The organism is Sorangium sp. So ce117 (assembly GCF_051524395.1).
Taxonomy (GTDB): Bacteria; Myxococcota_A; Polyangia; order Polyangiales; family Polyangiaceae; genus Sorangium; species Sorangium cellulosum_B.
In genome coordinates this window covers 11,994,433-12,013,984 of sequence record NZ_CP150309.1, presented here as the reverse complement: position 1 = coordinate 12,013,984, position 19,552 = coordinate 11,994,433, and the positions used below count along the sequence as shown (strand labels likewise).

Below are 19,552 nucleotides of genomic sequence, written 5' to 3'. Positions count from 1 at the left end.
CGACCGAGAGCGCCGCGCCGCGGCAGCCAGCATAGCGCAGCCGATCGCCGGCCGGACAGCCGATGCCGAGGAAGCGACGCGCATCTGGCCCCCTGCGCCCTCGGCCGGCCGGCGCGACGTTCGCCTGCCGGCGCCGCGTGATGTCGCGGACGCCCTCACCGCGCGCCGCGGCGCTCGCGGGAGCGCGCCACGACGGCGCGGCCCGCCCTGGCTCAGCCCCCTTCCCGCGCCCCGCTCGGCCCCTTGATCGCGATCGTCCGCCGCGCGCCGCCCGACTCGAGCGTGAGCTCGAGGGTGGCGCCCTCCTGGGCGCTCGGCAGCGCATGACGCATCGCTTCAAAGCTGACGAGCGGCCGGCCGTTGATCGCGACCACCGCGTCGCCGACGCGGACGCCCGCGGCCGCGGCGGGGCCGCGGTCTTCCACGGCGACCACGACGGCGTCTCCGCTCGTCTTCAGCGCGCCTTCGAGCAGCGGGAAGAGGGGGGCCACGGTCAGCCCGAGCGCGCTGACCGTCCTCCGGTAGCTCTGCACGGCGGCGTCGAAGCTCTCCTTGCGCATGCGGTAGCGCGCGACGGCCGCCACCGCGCCGCCGCGCTCCTGGAAGCGCGCGTCGACGCGCTCGGGGGTGGCGAACGCGCCGACCTGCTTCAGGTAGCGGCTCGCCTCGGCCTCCGCCATGCCGGCGCGGCGCGCGCCGCCGCCGTGCGCCTGGATGAAGCCGTACGCCTGCGACCCCGCGAGCGCCGGCACGACGTTGCTCGCGAGCCGGGAGATCGCGTCGGCGCGCGCGACCGCGAGCGCCGCCTCTCGGCTGGGGCCCGAGCCCTCGCCGACCACGAAGATCGCGTCGCCCTCGGCGGTGAACGGCCGGTCCATCCACGGAGGGCTCTCCTCGGCCGGCGGCGCCGCGCGCCACCCCGAGCTCGGCGCGGGCGGCGGGTCCGCCCCGGCGGCGGTGCGCGGGCGTCCCCGGCTCTGGTAGGCGAAGGCCACGGCGAGGACGAGCAGCGCTCCCGCCGCGAACGCCGCGAGCACCCCGCGCGAGCTGGAGCCGCCGGCCGCCGAGACGGCCGTGGCCGGCGGAGACGCCCCCGCCGGCGCCGCTGCGCCCGCGCCCGCCCCCGCCAGCGCCGCTGCGCCCGCGGGCGCCGCAGCCGGCGCCGCTGCACCCGCGGGCGCCCCTGCCGGCGCCCCCGCCGTCGTCACGTGCCCCCCAGCGGCAGAGCGCTTCGTCGCCGGCTCGGGCGCTCCGGCGAGCGTGGGCGCCGGCTCCGGCGCGGCGCCGAGGCGCTTCAGCGCCGGCCGGAGCCACGGGAACGCGAGCGGCGCGTTGCACCGCTTGCACGGCACGTACGGCTCCCGGTCCTCGCGGGCGGCGAGCGCGGCCTCCTTCACGTCGAGCAGGGTCTGCCGGGGCGCGTTGCACCGCTCGCAGGTGCCCTCGACGATCGCCGAGACCACCTCCGCTCGCAGCGGGGGGCTCTCGGCGGCGAGGTGCTCGAGCAGCACCACGGGACAGCCCTCGATCTGGATCGACGTCACCTCGCCGCCCAGCGCGCGGAGCGACAGCGCGAGCGCCCTCGCGCCCTCGGACGTCACCCCTGCCGCGCCCGCGAGATCGAGCACCAGCGCCCCCTCGATCCCGTCGAGCGCGCGCTTCCACCGGACGTGCGCGTCGAGCTTGCAGCGCACGCGGATGCGCGTCCCGCGCTCGTCGACCGTCTTCTCGATCGCCTCGTGGGTCCCCGCGTCGAGCCGCGCGAGCTCGTCGAGCGCGGCCCGCACGTCCTCCGGCAGATCGATCCCCGCGTGGATCGCCGCGAACGCGAAGTAGCTCTCGGCGTCGTCGTCGAACACCGCCGCCGCGCCGCAGCGCGGGCAGGGGCTCGCGGGCGGCTCGTGCGTCCTGACGAGGTGCGCGTCCCTGTCGCAGTCGAACAGCCGGTCGAAGGCGGCGCCGCAGCGCTCGCACCGGTACGGGCCGTAGAACGACACGACGCGCCCGTCCCCGAAGAAGCGGCGGATCATGCTGATCTGGTTCACGAGCGGCTCGGTGCAGCGGCCGATGTAGATCTCGGACGCGCTCCGCGACACCTCGGCCAGCATCGCCATCCACTCGCGCACGCCGAACGACGTGACCCGCTGCACCCCGCCCAGATCGAAGAGCACGCGGCCGGAGATGCCGCGCGCGACCGCGAGGCCCTGGAGCTCCTCGGTCATCCGCCCCGACAGCGAGACGATCAGCAGGCTGCCCAGCCTCCGCTTGGTCACCGTGAGGGCCCGCGGCCCGTGCCCGTGCGCCCCCTCGGGCTCCGCGCCCTCCACGCCGGCGCCGGCGTCCGCGAGCGACAGCGCGGGGAGCCTCCTGGAGCGCGGCGGCGTGTCCAGATCCCCCGCGGCGTCGGGCCGCGACGCCGCGAAGAGCGGCGCCGAAAGCTTCGTGGCGACCCCGCCGGGGCGGCCGGTCTCGGCGGCCTGCGGCGCCCCGCCCACGGCGTCGAGCGCGCTCGCGAAGGAGTCCTCGTTCTGGTTCGTCTCCTGCTTCTCGACGATGTGCGATTCGAGGTCCGCCCCCGAGGCGAGCGAGCCCCGCCACACCTCCACGCGCTGGCCGAACAGCTCCGACATGAACGACGACAGGGCGAGCGCCGAGGTGGCGAGCCGCTCCTCCCGGGCGAACGCCTCGAGGTCGATCTGGAGATCCCTCGCGGTCGCGTATCGCTTCTCCCGATCCCGCTCCAGGCACTTGAGCAGGATGCGCTCCAGCCCCGGCGGGTAGTCGGCGCAGACCTCGCTCGGCGGCAGCACGGGGTCCTCCACGATCGCCCGCATCAGCTCGAACTCGGTGGCGCCGCGCCGGAACATCCGGCTCCCCGTCGACATCTCGTAGAGCAGCAGGCCGACCGAGTAGATGTCGCTCCGGCGATCGAGGTGCTCGCTCGTGCACTGCTCGGGCGACATGTACGGGACCTTGCCCTTGAGCGCGCCGTCGCGCGTCTCGTTGACGCGGTTCGCCGCCTTCGCGATCCCGAAGTCGAGGATCTTCACGGCCCCGTCGTAGGTGACGATGACGTTGTGCGGCGACACGTCGCGGTGGACGATGTCGAGCGGCTTGCCGTCGAAGCCGACCTTCTCGTGCGCGTAGTGGAGCCCGGCCGCGACGCCCGCCGCGATGGTGATCGCGTGCTCGATCGGCATCCGCCGGTTCGCCGACCGGAGCGCCTTCCGGACGGTCCTGAGATCCTCGCCGTGGAGGTACTCCATCGCGATGACCGGCACGCCGTCGACGTCCTCGATGTCGTACATCTGGACGAGGTTCGGGTGGTCCAGGGTGGCGGCGATGCGCGCCTCGTCGAGGAACATCCGCACGAACTCGGGGCTGTCGACGAGGTGCGGGAGGATGCGCTTGACGACGCAGATCTTCCTCACGCCCGAGATGCCCGCGACGGAGGCCACCCAGATCTCGGCCATGCCGCCCATGCCGATCTTCTTGATCAGGCTGTACCTGCCGAGCGTGGTGGGGTGGCGCGAGCCGACGCTCATGGGGCCGGCGGCGTGGCGCTCGGTCATTCGACCGCCTCCATCGCGCGGGCCGGCGGCGTCACTTCTCCAGGAGCGCGGCGGGCGGTCATGGTGCTCATCGAGGGCCTTCGGCCTGGGATTTCGCGAAGCTCACGCTGCGGCGCTCACCGCGCGACTCGATCTGGAGGGTCATCGTACCACCGGCCGGCGCGCGCGCCCACGCGTCCGCCGCGGCCTTCCCGAAGATCTCGACCGAATGGACGGGGCGATCGTTGACCGAGAGCACGACGTCCCCCGCGACGACCCCTGGATCCGCGCCGCGCCGCGGGCGCTCCGCCGCGACGACGACGAGCTCGCCGGAGGTGCGTACCCGCGCCTCGAGCTGCGGGAAGAAGCGCGCCACGGTGAGCCCCTGGAACGTGGCGGTCTGGCGGTAGAGCTCCGCGGCCGCGTCGAAGCTCTGCCGGGACAGCCTGTACCGCGCGAAGGCGAGCACGCCGTCGCCTTCCCGCCGCACGACGGCGTCCACGCGCTCGGGCGTCGCGAACGCGCCGACCTGCGCGAGGAAGCGCCCGGCGATGCGCTCGACGACCTCCGCGCGCTGCGCCGCCCCGGCATCGGCCGGCGGCTGCGCGACGAGGAGCTCGGCCGCGGGAGAGCCCGCGAGCTCCGCGGCGAGGCCGGACGTGAGGCGCTCGATCGCGCCGTTGCGCGCCGCCGCGAGCGCGCCCGACTCGCTGGCCGCGGGGCCGCCGCGCCCGACGACGAGCACGCTCTCGCCCTCGACGACGAACGGCCGCTCCACCCACGCGGGCGGGAGGTCGTCCATGACCGACCAGCCCGCCGTACCGGGGCCGCTCGCGGGCGGCGCCGGCGCGCGCGCCTCGCCCGCGGGTGCTGCCGAGGCCGCAGGCGCGGCCGAGGCCGCAGGGGCCGAGGCCGCTGGCGCCGCCGAGGCCGCGGGCGCTGCCGAAGCAGCGGGCGCCGAGGCCGCTGGCGCCGCGGCGGGGCCTACGCCGCCGCGCCACGCCGCGAAGCCGGCGGCCGCGAGCGCCACCCCGCCGAGCAGCGCGAGGAACCCCGCGTTGCCGCCCGCGCCGCGCTGCTGCGGCGCGGCGGCGCCCTGCCCCTCGGACGCCACGGCCGGCTGCTGCTGCGGGATCGCCGCAGGCAGGGCGGGCGGCGGCGGGACCGAGGGGACGCGCGCCGCGTGGGCGCCGAGGACGTAGAGCAGCGAGCGGGAGCCGTCGAAGGCGAGCGGCGTGTTGCAGCGCTTGCACGTGACGCTCGGGTCCTGGCCGCCGCGGAGCAGGGGGGCGTGTCGATCGACCTCGACGAGCACCGTCCGGGTCGCGCTGCAGGACGCGCAGCGGCCCTCGACGACCGCGGACTCGATCCGCGCGAGCTCGGGCCACGAGGGGCCCGCCGTGCGCTCGGCGAGCAGCCGGGGACAGCCCTCGATGCGGATCGCCTCGACGGCGCCGTCGAGCTTGCGGAGCGCCGACTCGAAGCGCGCCGCGCCGTCGGCGGTGACGGCGGGGACGTTGCTCAGATCGAAGACGACCTGGCCCTCGAGGCCGTCGATGATGCGGCTCCAGCGGATCGTCGCGGTCAGCTTGCTGCCCACCTTGAAGCGGGTGACGCGCCCCTCGACGGACTTCTCCACCACGTCGCCGACGGCGGGCTCGTCGGCCCGCTCGAGCTCGAGGAGGATCTCGCGCACCTCCTTCGGGATCGCGCCGACGCCGTGCTGGGCGACGAACCCGAAATACGTCTCCGCGTCGTCGTCGAAGGCGCCGGCGCCTTCGCAGCGGGGGCACACCGCGTCGGGCGGCTTGCCCTCGGCGAGCGAGGCCGCGTCGTGGGCGCAGTCGACGAGGCGCTCGAACTGGGCGCCGCACGACTCGCAGCAGTACGGCGCGTAGAACGAGACGACCCGCCCGTTGCCGGCGAACCGCCGGATCATGCTGAGCTGGTTGATGACCGGCTCGGAGCAGCGCGCGAGGTAGAGGGCGCGGAGGCGCGGCTGGGCCGCGTGGATCATCTGGAGCCACTCGCGGACGCCGAACGACGTGATCCGCTCGACGCCGGCGAGGTCGAGCAGGACCTTGCCCTCGAGCTCCCGCGCGAGCGCCGCCCCCTTGAAGGCCTCGGTCATGCGCCCGGCGAGCCGGACGACGAGCACGTCGCCGATCGTGCGCCGATCGAACGCGAGGCTGTCGAGGCGGCCGGCGGCGCCGGCGGGCGGCACGCTCCGCGTCGGCGCGGCGCGGTGCGCCCAGGCGGCGGGCGGCGGCCGGTCCACGGTGGTGGGGCTGTGCCCCGACGAGACCGGCTCCGAGGCGGGCTCGGCGCTGTGCGGGCGCGACGCCCTGCGGCCGTTCGGCGGCGGCACGCGGATGGTCGGCCGCGGCTCCTCGCCCTCGGGCCCCGGGGACAGCGGCGACGGCCCGGGCGTCGCGCTCGACGCCGACGCCGGCGCGTCGAAGGAGGTCTCGGACGTGAAGGTCGAGTCCGACGCGATCTCGAGCTCCTCGAACTCCGCCATCCCGCCGGCCGGCTGCGCGACGACGCGCGCCGCCACGGCCGGTTCCCGCTTCGCGGCGCGCGGCCTTCGCTCCCGCGGGCCTTCGCTCCTGGCGAGCGGCGTGGGCGCCTCGGAGAGGACGGTGAGGGTCATGGTCTGGTTGTGCAGGTCGCAGTGGCCGGTCGCGTACGGCGAGATCTCCCCGTACGAGTAGAACCCCGTCACCTGCGTGCCCTTCGGCAGCACGTCCGCCACCGCCTCGACCTCTTCCTCTGTCCGGTCGCCCAGCACGATCCGGCGCCCCACGCAGCTGATCGCGATCGCCAGCGCGCTGTCCCCGCCCGCCCTTCCCGCCTGGCTCGCCGCCCTCGCCGCCTGCTCCGCGCCCCCGATCAGCCGCTCGAAGTCCGCCTTCATCAGCTGCACAAGGTGCCCTCTCGGCACGTCGCCCGCGAACGTCAGCGACTGCGCGTCGTGGTCCACCGCCAGCACCGTCCGCACGAGCGCCTTCTCGTCCTGCGCCGTCGCGCGCAACGCCAGCGGGAACAGGAGCGCCGACGCCGGCAGCTCCGCCGCCTTGTCCCCGAGGTACTCCTTGTACAGCGAGAGCGCCGGGCGGCCGTCGACCTCGTAGAGCACGTTGCCCTCCGAGCGGGTCACCACGCGCTCCGGCCCGAACTTGTCCCAGCCCCCCTTCGACCCGTGCTGGATCACCACGTGGTCGCCGTACAGCCCCACGGCGGCCACGAGCCCGCTGCGCACCACGTCCCCCGCGCACACCCACGTCCGCTTGAACTGCGTGCCGTCCCCGGACAGGCCCCCGGTCACCACCACCGACTCCGGCAGCACCGTGTTCAGCCCGCGCACGAGCTGGCTGCCGTTCACCCCGAGCCCCTCCGACAGCACGAGCACCCCGCGCAGCCCCGGCCGCTCCAGCTTGCGCGCCAGCGCCTGCCCCGCGGCGAACGACGCGGACGCGCTCGCCACCTCCACCTGCGCCGTCGCCAGCGTCGTCCGCTCGAACCGCGCCACCGCCACCGTCAGCGTCCCGTCGCGCACCGACGTGCCCGCGATCTCCCCCGCGCTCGAGCACCCCACCACGTGCGACCGCGGGTACGCCCGCCGCAGCTCGCGGATCGCCCCGGGGTCGTCGAGGAGCTCCGGCGCCCCGAACGCCAGCACCAGCGTCCGCTCGCTGTCGAGCACCGGCAGCACCCGCACGGACCACTTCTTGGTGTCCCGATCGTAGTGGAAGGTCTCGAGGATCATGGAGCTCCGCGCTCTCAGGCTACAGCACGCGGGCGACGGCGGGCGCCGGGACGTGACGGGGCGGGCGCCATGACGCGGCGGTCGAGCTCGCTCGTATCCCCCTGGCCCTCTACAAAATCCTCACGACACGCGGGCCACGACGAGCGTCACGTCGTCGTCGAGGGCGCGCTCGCCGCGGAACCTGGACACCGCCTCGACGATCGCGTCCCTCGCCTCCTCGGGCGCGCTGGCGGCCACGCTCTGGAAGAGCGATCGCAGCCGCTTCTCGCTGAACTGCTCGCTCGACTCGTTCTCGCACTCGGTCACGCCGTCGGTGAACCAGAGGAGCGCGTCGCCGCCCTCCAGGGCGATGGTGCTCGACGTGTACTCGGCCGAGCTCGCCGCCCCGAGCGGCTCTCCCTGCGCGGCGAGCTGCCGGATCGCGTTGTTCCTGACCAGGTAGGGGAACGGGTGCCCGGCGTTCGCGAGGGTCATCGAGCCGGCGCCGGGGTCGAAGATGCACGCCGCGCACGTCATCAGGAACTTCTGCTGCCCCGCCTCGAAGATCGAGCAGTTCATGACCCGCAGCAGCTGCGCCGGGCTGATCGCCTCCCGCGCGAACGTGCGCACGACGTCGCAGGCCGCCTTCGCCGCCCCCGTGATGATGGCGGACGAGATGCCGTGCCCTGTCACGTCGCCGACGACGGTGAGCAGCCTGCCGTCCGGCAGATCGTGGAACGTCCACCAGTCGCCGCCGCACTCCGCCGCGGGCTGGAAGTGGCTGGCGAGCCGCAGGGAGGGCCGCTCGATGACGTCCTCGCTCGGCACGAGCATCTGCTGGACGGCGCGCGCGACCTCGAGCTGCTTCTTCAGCGACGCCTTCTCCGCCGTGTCGTAGAGCAGCTGCACCAGCCGGTCCCCGAGCGCGACCAGCTGCACGCGGACCTCGTTGATGGCCTCGTCCGAGCCGCTCGCGCCTGCGGCGTCCTGGGTCGCGCTGCCAGGCGCGGCCTGGGTCGCGCCGCCGGGCGCCGCGCCGCTCAGGGAGAAGAGCTCGCCGAGCTTCGACGCGAAGCGCCGCTTGGCCGTGGAGATCGTCGAGCCGACCTCGATCGGCCGCGACGGCTCGACCTGCGAGCTCGCGGCGTCGTGGAAGATCGTCAGCGCGTCCCCGATGGCCACGACGACGCTGCGCAGGCGGTCCCGCTCGGCCAGGAGCTGCCGGTGCAGCGCGCCCATCTCGTTCGTGGAGAGGTCGAGCGAGCGGGTGAGCAGGCTCCGATCGTCGGCGACGTGGCGGTAGTGCTCGCTGATGCGCGCGACCACCTTGTGCCAGGTCTCCTTGTCGGGCGGCGCGTCGAGGTCCTCGAGCCCGAGGCGCCTGAGCTGCCGCGCGAGGAGCGGATCGATCTCAGCCATGGCGCCCGCCTCGGCCGGCTCGCCGTCCTCTCGCGCCGCGCGCGGCGAGCGCGGGCGTCACCACCCGGTCCGCTCCAGCGTCTCGATCGCCGGCGTGGAGCGCTCGAAGAAGTGGAGGGACGCCGGGAGCGAGCGGAACTCGCGGGGGTTGACGTCGAGGTCCCAGAAGGAGGTGACCATCGTCGAGGCCATGGGCGAGACATCGACGACCAGCACGGCGCCGGCCGCGTAGATCTTGAGCATGCCGAGCCCGGCGCCGCCGCGCGACGTATCGAGCACGGGGGCGCTCGTCGAGTCGGCGCCGCGGGCGCTCAGGCCGCGGGTGATGCCCTCGAAGACGTGGTGCCGCCGGAGGCCGCCGAACGGATCGTGGGCCTGGAGGGCGAGGTACGCGCCGTCGGTGCCGAGGCGCAGGGTGGGGATCTCGTTCTCCTCGAGCACGAGGTCGCGCCGCCTGTCGTGCGCGTAGCGGGGCCGGCCGCGGCGGTCGACGGGCGCGTCGTACATCGCGTTCATGAGCAGCTCGTGCGCGAGCGAGGCGATCCGCTCGGCGACCCGCGCGGGGGCGCCGGAGCGCTCGGCCCAGTGCGCGACCTCGGCGACGGTGCGGTCGCGGTCGTCGCTCGTGCGGGGGCGCCATTTCACGATGGTGGCGCCCCACGAGAGCAGGTCGGAGAGCCGAGGCGGCAGGGCGAGCGGCTTGAGGATGCGGCGGACGGCGAGGGCGATCTCCCAGGGCCGCGGCATGGAGGCGAAGCTCGGCCAGCCGACGATGCTGGAGAGGCGGGGCTCCTTCAGGGCGGCGTGGAGGATCGCGTCGGTGCTGCCCGAGGTCCACACGAGCAGGTGCATGCTGGGGTATCGCTCGGCCACCCACTCGAGCGCGAGGTCGAGATCGGCGGCGTCGCAGCCGAGCAGGAGGGGTCGCTCGGACAGCCGGGCGCGCAGCTCGGCGGGATCGCTGGCGACGGGGACGTCCTGCAGGCCGGAGGCAGCGGACATCGCGCGGGCGATGCGCTGGCCGACGACGCGGTTCCGCTCGAGGACGGCGATCGTCGCTTTGGGAGGAGAGGCGCTCAAGGGCTCACCGCGGGTTATCCCCCTGGGCAGCCGCTGCCCGGGGGGTGGACACGGCCCATTACATCACAGCGCGCGTCCGAGAGGTGCCGTGAAGACGCCGAGCCGCCGCGTGGGCGTGGAGGCGCGGGGGACGCTCGCCGCCGCAGACGGTCGCACATGCGGAGGCGGCGGCGCCGCCGAGCGCCGGATCCGGGCCCTGTACGGCATTCCTCCGTCGAGCCGCCGTGCCGGTCACCGGACGCACTGAGACCAGGCCGTCTTGTTGTTGACGGTGTGCTGCTCCCAGTCGAGCGTCGTTGGATTGTACTCGAGCCAGGCGCCATCGGTCCAGTTGTTCGACGTGAAGGGCCCGCCCAGCCCTGTCATGCCGCACGCCACCCCGCCGACCGAATTGCTCGCCAGAGGATCGATGCGATGGTTGTTGCCGGCGAGCCACTGCCATGCACCGTAGTTTTGCGGCACGTCCACGCAGATGGCCTTCACCGTGACCGTCACCGGGGTATCCACGCCCGTGGTGCTGACGCCCTCGAGGAACCATTCGCCCGAGGCATCCTTTCGCACCCTCGCGTAGTCCGTGATCCAGTTGTTGAACCTGAACGCGCCGTTGCTGATCACCTGCGTGAGGAAGCACCGCCGTGACGACGTGCCGAATCCCAGGCTCGTCGGCAGGCCCTCCCCCGGTCCCCAGGTCCAGGTGTATTGACCCGTCCTGTTCTCCGCCGTGTTGACGCACACGGCGTTGGCGCCCAGGTTCTGCCCGCTGGCGGCGTCGACGTCGAGGATCCAATCGCCGCCGGACCGCTGTACGCGCACCGCGGCCTGAGAGCTGGCCCCGAGCTTGCCCCAGACGCCTGCGAGGAAACACGTCCGGTCGACGTCCGTCCCCAGGTTGAGCTCGCAGCTCCCGCCGCATCCCCAGCTGTGCCCCGACCAGCCGATCGCCGCCTGGGCCTCCCCGACGGGCTCGTCCAGGGTCCCCTCGCCCTCATCGCCCATCTCGCTCACGCAGCCCAGCGCCAGGGGAGCGACGATCAGCGCCAGCGCCGAGCCGAGATGAGCGCTCCAGGGCTTGTTCAGCAGCGGATTCGATCTCATGGGGGGTGCTCCTTGGCAGAGGGGAAGTGAATCGATTTCAAGCTCAGGACAACACTACGACCTCTATCTTTTCCGACGGCGGTTTGTCAACACGGTTAACTTTGAGTCAGCGCCTCCTCACCGACATGAAGCATGAAGGAGGAGGTCAGGAGTCGTTGGCGACGACGGAGCGCGCGACGACGGAGCGCGCGACGACGGAGCGCGCGGCGACAGAGCGCGCGGCGACTGCCAGATCTGCACATTGACACCCACATGACGTAACCGGCAAAGCCTGCCGGGCTACGGGGCTGCGTGCTGTCACGGAGATGGAGTGTCGCGGGCCTCCGCGGGGGATACCCCGCCGGCCGCGTCGACGGTGATCCCCTTCATGGGTGGCGGACTCACCACGCCCCGAGCGCCACAACGCCGATCTGCTGAGCCGTCGTCACCGGCAAGACATGGAGGGCGGCCGGCGCCGCCTTCGCTCGCGGGGACGAGGAGCCCGCGAAGAAGGACACAACGGTCGCGGCGCCAACGACAACCCCCGTCGCGACAAGCGCGGCCCCGAGGGCGCGGGACGTGTCGCGCTGGACGCGCAAGCGGTGGAGCTCGGGGCATGCGGAGGGCTGCGGCACCTGGCGGCACGCGTCCGAGGTCCATGCTGGATCGCGGTTGAGGCCCTCGCCGCGCTCATCGATGTCTCCATCGAGGACGTTCGCCCGGAGCATGAAGACAGTCCCCGAGGAGATGGCGGCCGTCGTGACGGCGAGCCCCGCGATCCGCAGTGTTCCCGGCCACGACGCCCAGGGCCCAGGCGCCGGGGCCGCGGCCGGCGCGACCGGTCCGCGCTTCGCCGCGCTTGGCTCGGGGGCGGGCGGGGGCGGCGGGGCCACGCGCGACAGCGTCAGCGTCGCGCCGACCGTCGCCCCGCCGGCGATCTCGACCCGATGAGAGAGCTCCTCGTATCCCGGCAGGCGGGCCCGGAGCGTGTGTTTCCCCGGATCGACGAACAGCTCGAGGACCGTGGCTCCCGTGCCGATCGGCTCGTCGTCCAGGAGAACCTCGGCGTCGGGCGGGGCGGCAGCCACGTAGATCCTTCCGACGTGCTCCAGCGCCTTGTTGAACCCGGTCGTGAACCGGCGGACGAGCGGCTCCTTCAGGGCTGCGTCGTGTTCGAGGCTCTCCCCCAGGTGCTCGGCGGCCTCCCGGTGCTTGCCCTGCTCCAGCTCGGAGAGCCCGAGATACCCGAGGACCTCGGCCAGCTGCGCCTCGGTCATCCCGGCGGCGTCGGGCGCCGCCAGGGCGGCCTCGAAGCGCGCCTCGGCGTCCGCCCACCGCCGCCCGAAGAAGGCGATCCGCGCCTGCTGGCGCAGCGCCGCGGCCGCCGGCGGCGAGCCCCCGGGCGGCGGCGCCGCGCGCGAGGGCGCCGTGGCGCTGATCAACGCGCCGAGAAGGCAGCACCGCAACAGGACCGACCGCAAGCGCAAGCGCGTCATGGATAGCCAACCTTATCAACGACGTCGCCAGCCCGGCAACCGTGCACGCCCGCGCCGCGGCGCGCCTTGGCACGGCGATTTTGACGTCGTCTCTGGAATGCAACCGACCGAGGCCCCGGCGTGCCGTCGTCCCCTCGGACTCACGGCAAGGGCGCTCCGGACGAGCGGCCGCGCCCCGGAAGCCTGAGCGCCCGGCGGCGAGGGTCGGTTCTGCGGCGCTTCGTCGACAGGCTCGACGATAGACGCCGTGCGGTCTTCATCGAGCATCGCTGTCCCAGGCCCAACGCCGGTCCAGCACAGAGCACAGTGAGGCAGAGGGGTAGATTCGACCCCTACTCGCCTTCTTCGATCAGCACCGAGCACGAGTCTCTCGGTCTGGTGAGCTATCTCATCGCCAGCCCGATCGCCCGCATCCGTCAACGGTCACGAGAGCACTTCGATGGCCGTCGTCGCCCCAAGGACGTTATCGATCCAGCGGTCGAGGGTCGCCATGTCCGTGCATGCCTGGACGCGCTCTCTCTCGCTGTCGCTGAGCACGATCCCGGCCCGCGCGAGCAACCGAAGCAGGGTGTCCCTCTTGCCTTCGAGCTTCCCTTCACGCATGCCCTTGAGCTCGCCCTCACGGAGGCCCTCGAGCTTGCCGCGATCGATGAGCTTCTGCACGAACGGGGGCAACGTCGCCTCGCCTTCGATCTGCCGTTCCATGACCAACGCCTCCAGAGCCCGCCGCATGGGCTCACGCAACCCGTTCCAGATGACCTGAAAGTAGACCCTCGCGTGCTCCTGGTCGAGCCGACCGAGGGCAACGAGCGCCGCCTGAACCACGGTGAGCCCGTTCGGCCCGTTGCCGTGCGCCACCGCCGACAGCACGGCGAGCTCCGCCTCCTTCTCGGCCTCGACAGGGTCGGTGATCTCGGGGACGACGGCCGGACCGAGCACTGAGCGTCGGGGCACCCGTGGTTCACATGGCGTGACGACCTCACGGCTCTCCCCGGAATTCATGAGTGGGAGGGCGCCGCTCGGCCCATGCGGGCCCCACCGCATGAGCCTGGCGCGCCACGCAAATCCAGCATGATTGCAACCACTCGTGAGACCACTCCATGCCCTCTGTGACCCATGAAGCCCTGGTGGAGCTGTTCAAGAACCGGCCGACACTGGCCGCCGAGATGCTGCACGACGCGCTCGGCCATCCGGTCCCGACCTTCACGGAGGCGCGCGTCGAGTCCTCCGATTTCACCGAGATCGTGCCCTCCGACCGCCGCGCGGATGTCGTCGTCGTGCTGCTGGTCGGCGAGCAGCAGCAGCCCGCGATGGCCATCGTGGTTGAGGTCCAGCTCGGCGTGGACCCGGACAAGCCCTACGTCTGGCCCGTGTACGTCACCCAGACGCGGGCCCGGCACCGCTGCCCGACCCGGCTGCTGGTCGTGACGATCGGCGCGGCGATGGCGCGGTGGAGCGCGCGGCCGATCGACACCGGCCACCCTGGCTGGACGCTGACGCCGCTGGTGCTCGGGCCCCAGGGCGTCCCGGTCGTCACCGACGCCGAGCAGGCGAAGGCGGCGCCCGAGGTGGCCGTGCTCTCCGCGATGGCGCACGGACAGAGCGAGGCGGCGGAGGCGATCGGCGAGGCGTTCTTCGCGGCGGCGGCCGGGCTCGATGAGGAGCGCCGGGCCGTCTACGGGGATCTGGTGCTATCCTCGCTGAACGCAGCGGCGAGGCGGAATTTGGAGGCGATGATGAAGAGCGGTTACCAGTTTCAGAGCGAATTCGCGCGCAGCTACGTGGCCAAGGGCCGTCAGGAAGGCCGGAAGGAGGGAATCCTCGAAGCCAAGGCGCAGGCCGTGCTCGCCTTCCTCGAGGCCCGCGGGCTCGAGGTCTCCGTCGAGGTGCGGGAACGCGTCCTCGCGAGCACCGACCTCGACGAGCTGGACCGCTGGATCCGCCGCGCCGCCGTGATCAGCGACGCCCGGGAGCTCCTCGCCACGACCGGCTCCTGAGAGCGCCCCAGGAGCGGACAAGCGCGCTGCTTCTGTCCTGGCAGGCGATGGCAGGCCGGCCGGACAACATCCTACTTCTCCGCCCTCGCCTCCTTCAGCGCCGGCGGCAGTGGCGGTAGCCACGGACGCGAGCGATACCCGGGCTTCCGGCACGACACGATCGGGATCGTCTCGCTTTTCAGAACGAAAACACACCGCTCTTGCCATGTCGTCCGAGTGAGGGCGCCGGGAGTCCAAGCCGGAGCTGAATCGGAGGGCCAGCTACGCAAGAGCCACACCGGACGCCATGTCCGAGGCATCGGTACGGCGTTGGCGACCGTCGAGGGCTTGATTCCGCTCGTGTGCCCGAGCGCCCTCCCCTCTCGTTCAGCCCCGTGCCATGACCGTCGGCGCGCACGCGGGTCACATGGCGTGATGACCTCACGGAGCTGCCCGGAATTCATGAGTGGGAGGACGCTGCTCGGCCCATGCGGGACCACCGCATGAGCCTGGCGCGCCACGCAAATCCAGCATGATTGCAACCACTCATGAGAAGACCCGATGCCCTCAGTGACCCACGAAGCCTTGGTGGAGCTCTTCAAGAACCGGCCGACGCTGGCCGCCGAGATGCTGCACGACGCGCTCGGCCATCCGGTCCCGACCTTCACGGAGGCGCGCGTCGAGTCCTCCGATTTCACCGAGATCGTGCCCTCCGATCGCCGGGCCGATGTCGTCGTCGTGCTGCTGGTCGGCGAACAGCAGCAGCCCGCGATGGCCATCGTGGTCGAGGTCCAGCTGGGCGTGGACCCGGACAAGCCCTACGTCTGGCCCGTGTACGTCACCCAGACGCGGGCCCGACACCGCTGCCCGACCCGGCTGCTGGTCGTGACGATCGGCGCGGCGATGGCGCGGTGGAGCGCGCGGCCGATCGACACCGGCCACCCTGGCTGGACGCTGACGCCGCTGGTGCTCGGGCCTCAGGGCGTTCCGGTCGTCACCGACGCCGAGCAGGCGAAGGCGGCGCCCGAGGTGGCCGTGCTCTCCGCGATGGCGCACGGACAGAGCGAGGCGGCCGAAGCCATCGGTGTGGCCTTTTTTTCGGGGGCGGCGGAGGGGCTCGATGAGGAGCGCCGGGCCGTCTACGGGGACCTGGTGCTATCCTCGCTGAACGCAGCGGCGAGGCGGAAATTGGAGGCGATGATGAAGAGCGGTTACGAATTTCAGAGCGAGTTCGCACGCAGCTACGTGGCAAAAGGCGTGGAGAAGGGCCGGGAGCAGGGGCGGCTGGAGGGAATCCTCGAAGCCAAGGCGCGCGACGTGCTCGCCTTCCTCGAGGCCCGCGGGCTCGAGATCCCCGCCGAGGTGCGGGAACGCGTCCTCGCGAGCGCCGACCTCGACGAGCTGGACCGCTGGATCCGCCGCGCCGCCGTGATCAGCGACGCCCAGGAGCTCCTCGCCACGACCGGCTCCTGAACCGACACCCGGGCCCCAGGAGCAGCCGAGCGCGCTGCCCCTATCGCCATACGGCGATGCAGGGTGCCCCCTGCCCTCCCTACTTCTCCGCGCTCGCTTCCCTGAGCACCGGCGGCAACGCTGGCAGCCCCGGCCGCGGCCGATACCGCGGCTTCCGGTACGACACGATCGGGATCGTCTCGCTTTTCAGAACGAAAACACACCGCTCTTGCCATGTCGTCCGAGTGAGGGCGCCGGGAGTCCAAGCCGGAGCTGAATCGGAGGCCAGCTACGCAAGAGCCACACCGGACGCCATGCCCGAGGGATCGGTACGGCGTTGGCGACCGTCGAAGGCTTGATTCCGCTCGTGCGCCCGAGCGCCCTCCCTCTCGTTCAGCTGCGTGCCATGACCGCCGGCGCACACGCGGGTCACACGGCGTGACGACCTCGAGGCTCTCCCCGGAATTCATGAGTGGGAAGGCGCCGCTCGGCCCCTGCGGGCCCCACCGCATGAGCCTGGCGCGCCACGCAAATCCAGCATGATTGCAACCACTCATGAGAAGACCCGATGCCCTCAGTGACCCATGAAGCCCTGGTGGAGCTGTTCAAGAACCGGCCGACGCTCGCCGCCGAGATGCTGCACGACGCGCTCGGTCATCCGGTCCCGACGTTCACGGAGGCGCGCGTCGAGTCCTCCGATTTCACCGAGATCGTGCCCTCCGACCGCCGGGCGGATGTCGTCGTCGTGCTGCTGGTCGGCGAGCAGCAGCAGCCCGCGATAGCCATCGTGGTCGAGGTCCAGCTCGGCGTGGACCCGGACAAGCCCTACGTCTGGCCGGTGTACGTCACCCAGACGCGCGCCCGGCACCGCTGCCCGACCCGGCTGCTGGTCGTGACCATCAACGCGGCGATGGCGCGGTGGAGCGCGCGGCCGATCGACACGGGCCACCCTGGCTGGACGCTGACGCCGCTGGTGCTCGGGCCCCAGGGCGTCCCGGTCGTCACCGACGCCGAGCAGGCGAAGGCGGCGCCCGAGGTCGCCGTGCTCTCGGCCATGGCGCACGGACAGAGCGAGGTGGCGGAGGCGATCGGCTTGGCTTTCTTGGCGGCGGCGGACAACCTCGATGAGGAGCGCCGAGCCGTCTATGGGGATCTGGTGCTATCCTCGCTGAACGCAGCGGCGAGGCGGAAGTTGGAGGCGATGATGAAGAGCGGTTACCAGTTTCAGAGCGAATTCGCGCGCGGCTACGTAGCGAAAGGTCGGCAGGAGGGAATCGTCGAAGCCAAAGCGCACGACGTGCTCGCCTTCCTCGAGGCCCGCGGGCTCGAGGTCCCCGCCGAGGTGCGGGAACGCATCCTCGCGAGCACCGACATCGACGAGCTGGATCGCTGGATCCGCCGCGCCGCCGTGATCAGCGACGCCCGGGAGCTCCTCGCCACGACCGGCTCCTGAACCAACGCGCCGGGCCCCAGGAGCAGCCGAGCGCGCCGCCCCTCTCGCCAGACGGCGATGCAGGGTGTCCCCTGCACGCCACCCTATTTCTCCGCGCTCGCTTCCTTGAGCGGCGGCGGCAGCGCTGGCAGCCCCGGCCGCGGACGATACCCCGGCTTGCGATACGACAGGATCGGGATCGCCTCGTTCTTGTACGGCGCGCGCTCCCCCGGCTTCGGGCACTGATCTCGCACCCAGTACACGTCGTACGCCACGATCTCGTCCTCCGGCCGCCCGGTCCGCTCATGATACCTGAGCAGGTAGTCCTGGAGGCCCGGCTTGCGAAATGCCTTGTTCCGATCGAGCCGGATCCGGTTGAAATAGTCCTGCTGGATCTGCCCGAGCCCCAGCCCCCGCGCGTCAGAGAGGTTCAGATCCGGCGGGAGCCCGGTGAACGGATCCACATGCCGGCCGTCGACCGTGATCGCGTCCACGCTGATCGACCCGTCATCCGTGATCGGGTTCGGCGCGAACATCCCCCACCCCTGGAGGATGCGCGGATACACGATCGTCGCCTGCACGAACTTCGGCTGAGTGTGCTTGAGGAACGCCGGAACGCTCTTGTTCTCGTTGATGGCCTGGCTCACCGCGCAGAGCCCGAGGTACGCGATAAGCGCCTCCCGCGCGATCGTCCTTCCACGGGCGAAGCGCTCCGCGAGCGGCGACGGGCTCTCCACCCCGCCCGCACCCCGCCCGCGCGGCGCCCGATCCAGCCCGAAATACCGCGCGATCCCGTCGCGCCGCCTCGAGACGACCCCGAGCAGCGCGCCCGGCGCGCCGAGGGCCAGCGCCCAGACGAACGGCCAGGCAAAGCGACCTCCAGGGAGCGCCTGCACGATCTCGCGCAGCGCCGCCGCACCGCGGAACACCCGACCATCCGCCGGGTCGCTCGCGTCGCGCACCTCGAAGAGCTCCGGCCGGGGCTCCCCTCCCCCGTCCGCCTCCGCGCCGCCCGCCGGGACAGCGCGCGCCTCCTCGAACCGGAGCAGCTCCAGCGCATCGAGCCGGACAAGGAACCGCATGAGCGCGAACGCGAACGGTGAATCGCCGTCATAAACGACGACCCGGGGCTCCGCGCGGCGGCGATACCAGCGCGCGAGCGCGTCCCAGTGCTGCGCCGTGGGCAGCAGGAACGACCAGGCGATCATGAACCACGAGAACGGGCCGAGGCGCATCATCACCCCGAACGTCCCGTGCAGGGCCCACATCCCCCCCATCGCGAGCGCCCGCGTGAAGCGGCGACCATAGGGCGAGAGGATCCACGTGATGAGCAGCGCCTCGAGCACGAGCACGCCCCAGGTGAGCCCCTTCATCGCCCAGAAAGGGATGAGCTCCCGCGCGAGGACGGCGATCCCGGTCACCATGCGATCGAGGTGCAAGACGTAGTGCACCGTCTCGCCGCGACGCCAGATCTGGCCCGACTTGTTGACGACGTTGAAATAATAGATGGTCGCCAGGTTCAGGATCGCGAGGAGCACGATCCCCGAGACGTACGGCCGCTCGGCCCACTCGGGGCGCCTCCGATCCGCGAGATCGGCGGCCGTCCGCTCCCGCCGCTCGCGGTACGAGCGGATCAGCGCGTCGACGGAGAAGCGCCTGCCGGTCGGCATGAACATGGCCCAGCAGGTGATGATATTCACGACGACATAGCCGCCGTTCTCGATCATGACGATCCGGTTGTCCCTGCTCGCCACGAGCACGAACGACAGGATCGAGAACAGCCGCGTGTTCCATCCGACGAAGAAGCAGAGGAAGCAGAAGAGCGAGAGCGCGAACGCGACGTGGACCTCTGCTGTCGACGAGAACGCGTGATACAGGCTGAAGTTGTATCCGCTGCTCGGATGGAAGAGGTGATAGTGGTTGGTGAGCACCCCGTCGTTGCTGTAGATCCAGCTCGCCTCGGCCCAGTGGCGCACGCAGTCGGCCGAGAGCAGGAAGCCGAGCACCAGCCTGAACAGGCCGAGCGTGCGCACGTCGATGGTGCAGTAACGCTCCTTGATCCAGCGCCCCACGCGCCGGAGGCGCCCCTCGGCCGGACGCCTCGGAGCCCCGCCCTCGGGCGCCGGCGGCGCGCCCTCGCCGGGCGGCGCATCTTCTGTCGACGCGCCCTCGCCGGGCGGAACATCCCCTGTCGACGCGCCCTCGCCGGGCGGCGCATCTTCTGTCGACGCGCCCTCACCGGGCGGCGCGCCCGCGCCACGTCCGAGCGCCGCGTCCGGGTCCGCGGCGCTCGGGTCCTCGTCAGGCCGACCCATCGGAGCGCC

Annotated in this window: 11 protein-coding genes; 3 read left to right on the top strand and 8 right to left on the bottom strand. The window is 72.3% G+C overall.

Going from position 1 to position 19,552, the window contains the following annotated elements:
* Window positions 1-212 precede the first annotated feature (212 nt).
* The 7 genes from WMF46_RS45020 to WMF46_RS44990 form a co-directional block, all read right to left on the bottom strand.
* On the bottom strand, window positions 213-3,572 hold the full coding sequence (locus tag WMF46_RS45020) for a protein kinase domain-containing protein (protein ID WP_437982864.1): 3,360 nt from the start codon (window positions 3,570-3,572) through the stop codon (window positions 213-215).
* Window positions 3,573-3,639: 67 nt separating this feature from the next.
* Window positions 3,640-7,320, bottom strand: coding sequence for an FIST N-terminal domain-containing protein (locus tag WMF46_RS45015; protein WP_437982863.1), 3,681 nt, complete (start codon window positions 7,318-7,320; stop codon window positions 3,640-3,642).
* Between the two features lie 120 nt (window positions 7,321-7,440).
* A complete protein-coding gene (locus tag WMF46_RS45010; RefSeq protein WP_437982862.1) occupies window positions 7,441-8,718 on the bottom strand; it encodes a PP2C family protein-serine/threonine phosphatase in 1,278 nt (425 codons plus the stop codon).
* Window positions 8,719-8,775: 57 nt separating this feature from the next.
* Entirely contained in the window at window positions 8,776-9,798 is a 1,023-nt protein-coding gene (locus tag WMF46_RS45005) for a hypothetical protein (protein WP_437905551.1), read from the bottom strand.
* A 231-nt stretch (window positions 9,799-10,029) separates the two neighbouring features.
* The gene (locus WMF46_RS45000; protein ID WP_437982861.1) at window positions 10,030-10,893 is read right to left on the bottom strand and encodes a hypothetical protein; all 864 of its coding nucleotides are present in this window, start codon (window positions 10,891-10,893) and stop codon (window positions 10,030-10,032) included.
* A gap of 380 nt (window positions 10,894-11,273) precedes the next feature.
* Window positions 11,274-12,368, bottom strand: coding sequence for a PEGA domain-containing protein (locus tag WMF46_RS44995; RefSeq protein ID WP_437982860.1), 1,095 nt, complete (start codon window positions 12,366-12,368; stop codon window positions 11,274-11,276).
* Between the two features lie 423 nt (window positions 12,369-12,791).
* Window positions 12,792-13,322, bottom strand: a complete 531-nt coding sequence (locus WMF46_RS44990; RefSeq protein ID WP_437982859.1) for a hypothetical protein — start codon at window positions 13,320-13,322, stop codon at window positions 12,792-12,794.
* Window positions 13,323-13,468: 146 nt separating this feature from the next.
* Here WMF46_RS44990 and WMF46_RS44985 point away from each other — a divergent pair, with 146 nt between their 5' ends.
* From WMF46_RS44985 to WMF46_RS44975, 3 genes are all read left to right on the top strand, one after another.
* Window positions 13,469-14,365 carry a hypothetical protein gene (locus tag WMF46_RS44985; RefSeq protein ID WP_437982858.1) on the top strand — a complete coding sequence of 299 codons (897 nt, stop codon included), beginning with the start codon at window positions 13,469-13,471 and terminating at the stop codon, window positions 14,363-14,365.
* Window positions 14,366-14,905: 540 nt separating this feature from the next.
* On the top strand, window positions 14,906-15,817 hold the full coding sequence (locus WMF46_RS44980) for a hypothetical protein (RefSeq protein ID WP_437982857.1): 912 nt from the start codon (window positions 14,906-14,908) through the stop codon (window positions 15,815-15,817).
* Window positions 15,818-16,364: 547 nt separating this feature from the next.
* Window positions 16,365-17,249, top strand: a complete 885-nt coding sequence (locus tag WMF46_RS44975; protein WP_437982856.1) for a hypothetical protein — start codon at window positions 16,365-16,367, stop codon at window positions 17,247-17,249.
* An 83-nt stretch (window positions 17,250-17,332) separates the two neighbouring features.
* Here WMF46_RS44975 and WMF46_RS44970 read toward each other — a convergent pair whose 3' ends face one another.
* Window positions 17,333-19,543 (bottom strand): hypothetical protein, encoded by a 2,211-nt coding sequence (locus tag WMF46_RS44970; protein WP_437982855.1) that lies wholly within the window; start codon window positions 19,541-19,543, stop codon window positions 17,333-17,335.
* Window positions 19,544-19,552: the final 9 nt, after the last annotated feature.

Coding starts and splice junctions, on each gene's coding strand:
- WMF46_RS45020 (WP_437982864.1), bottom strand. CDS start 3,572: ATGACCGAGCGCCACGCCGCCGGCCCCATGAGCGTCGGCTCGCGCCAC.
- WMF46_RS45015 (WP_437982863.1), bottom strand. CDS start 7,320: ATGATCCTCGAGACCTTCCACTACGATCGGGACACCAAGAAGTGGTCC.
- WMF46_RS45010 (WP_437982862.1), bottom strand. CDS start 8,718: ATGGCTGAGATCGATCCGCTCCTCGCGCGGCAGCTCAGGCGCCTCGGG.
- WMF46_RS45000 (WP_437982861.1), bottom strand. CDS start 10,893: ATGAGATCGAATCCGCTGCTGAACAAGCCCTGGAGCGCTCATCTCGGC.
- WMF46_RS44995 (WP_437982860.1), bottom strand. CDS start 12,368: ATGACGCGCTTGCGCTTGCGGTCGGTCCTGTTGCGGTGCTGCCTTCTC.
- WMF46_RS44985 (WP_437982858.1), top strand. CDS start 13,469: ATGCCCTCTGTGACCCATGAAGCCCTGGTGGAGCTGTTCAAGAACCGG.
- WMF46_RS44980 (WP_437982857.1), top strand. CDS start 14,906: ATGCCCTCAGTGACCCACGAAGCCTTGGTGGAGCTCTTCAAGAACCGG.
- WMF46_RS44975 (WP_437982856.1), top strand. CDS start 16,365: ATGCCCTCAGTGACCCATGAAGCCCTGGTGGAGCTGTTCAAGAACCGG.
- WMF46_RS44970 (WP_437982855.1), bottom strand. CDS start 19,543: ATGGGTCGGCCTGACGAGGACCCGAGCGCCGCGGACCCGGACGCGGCG.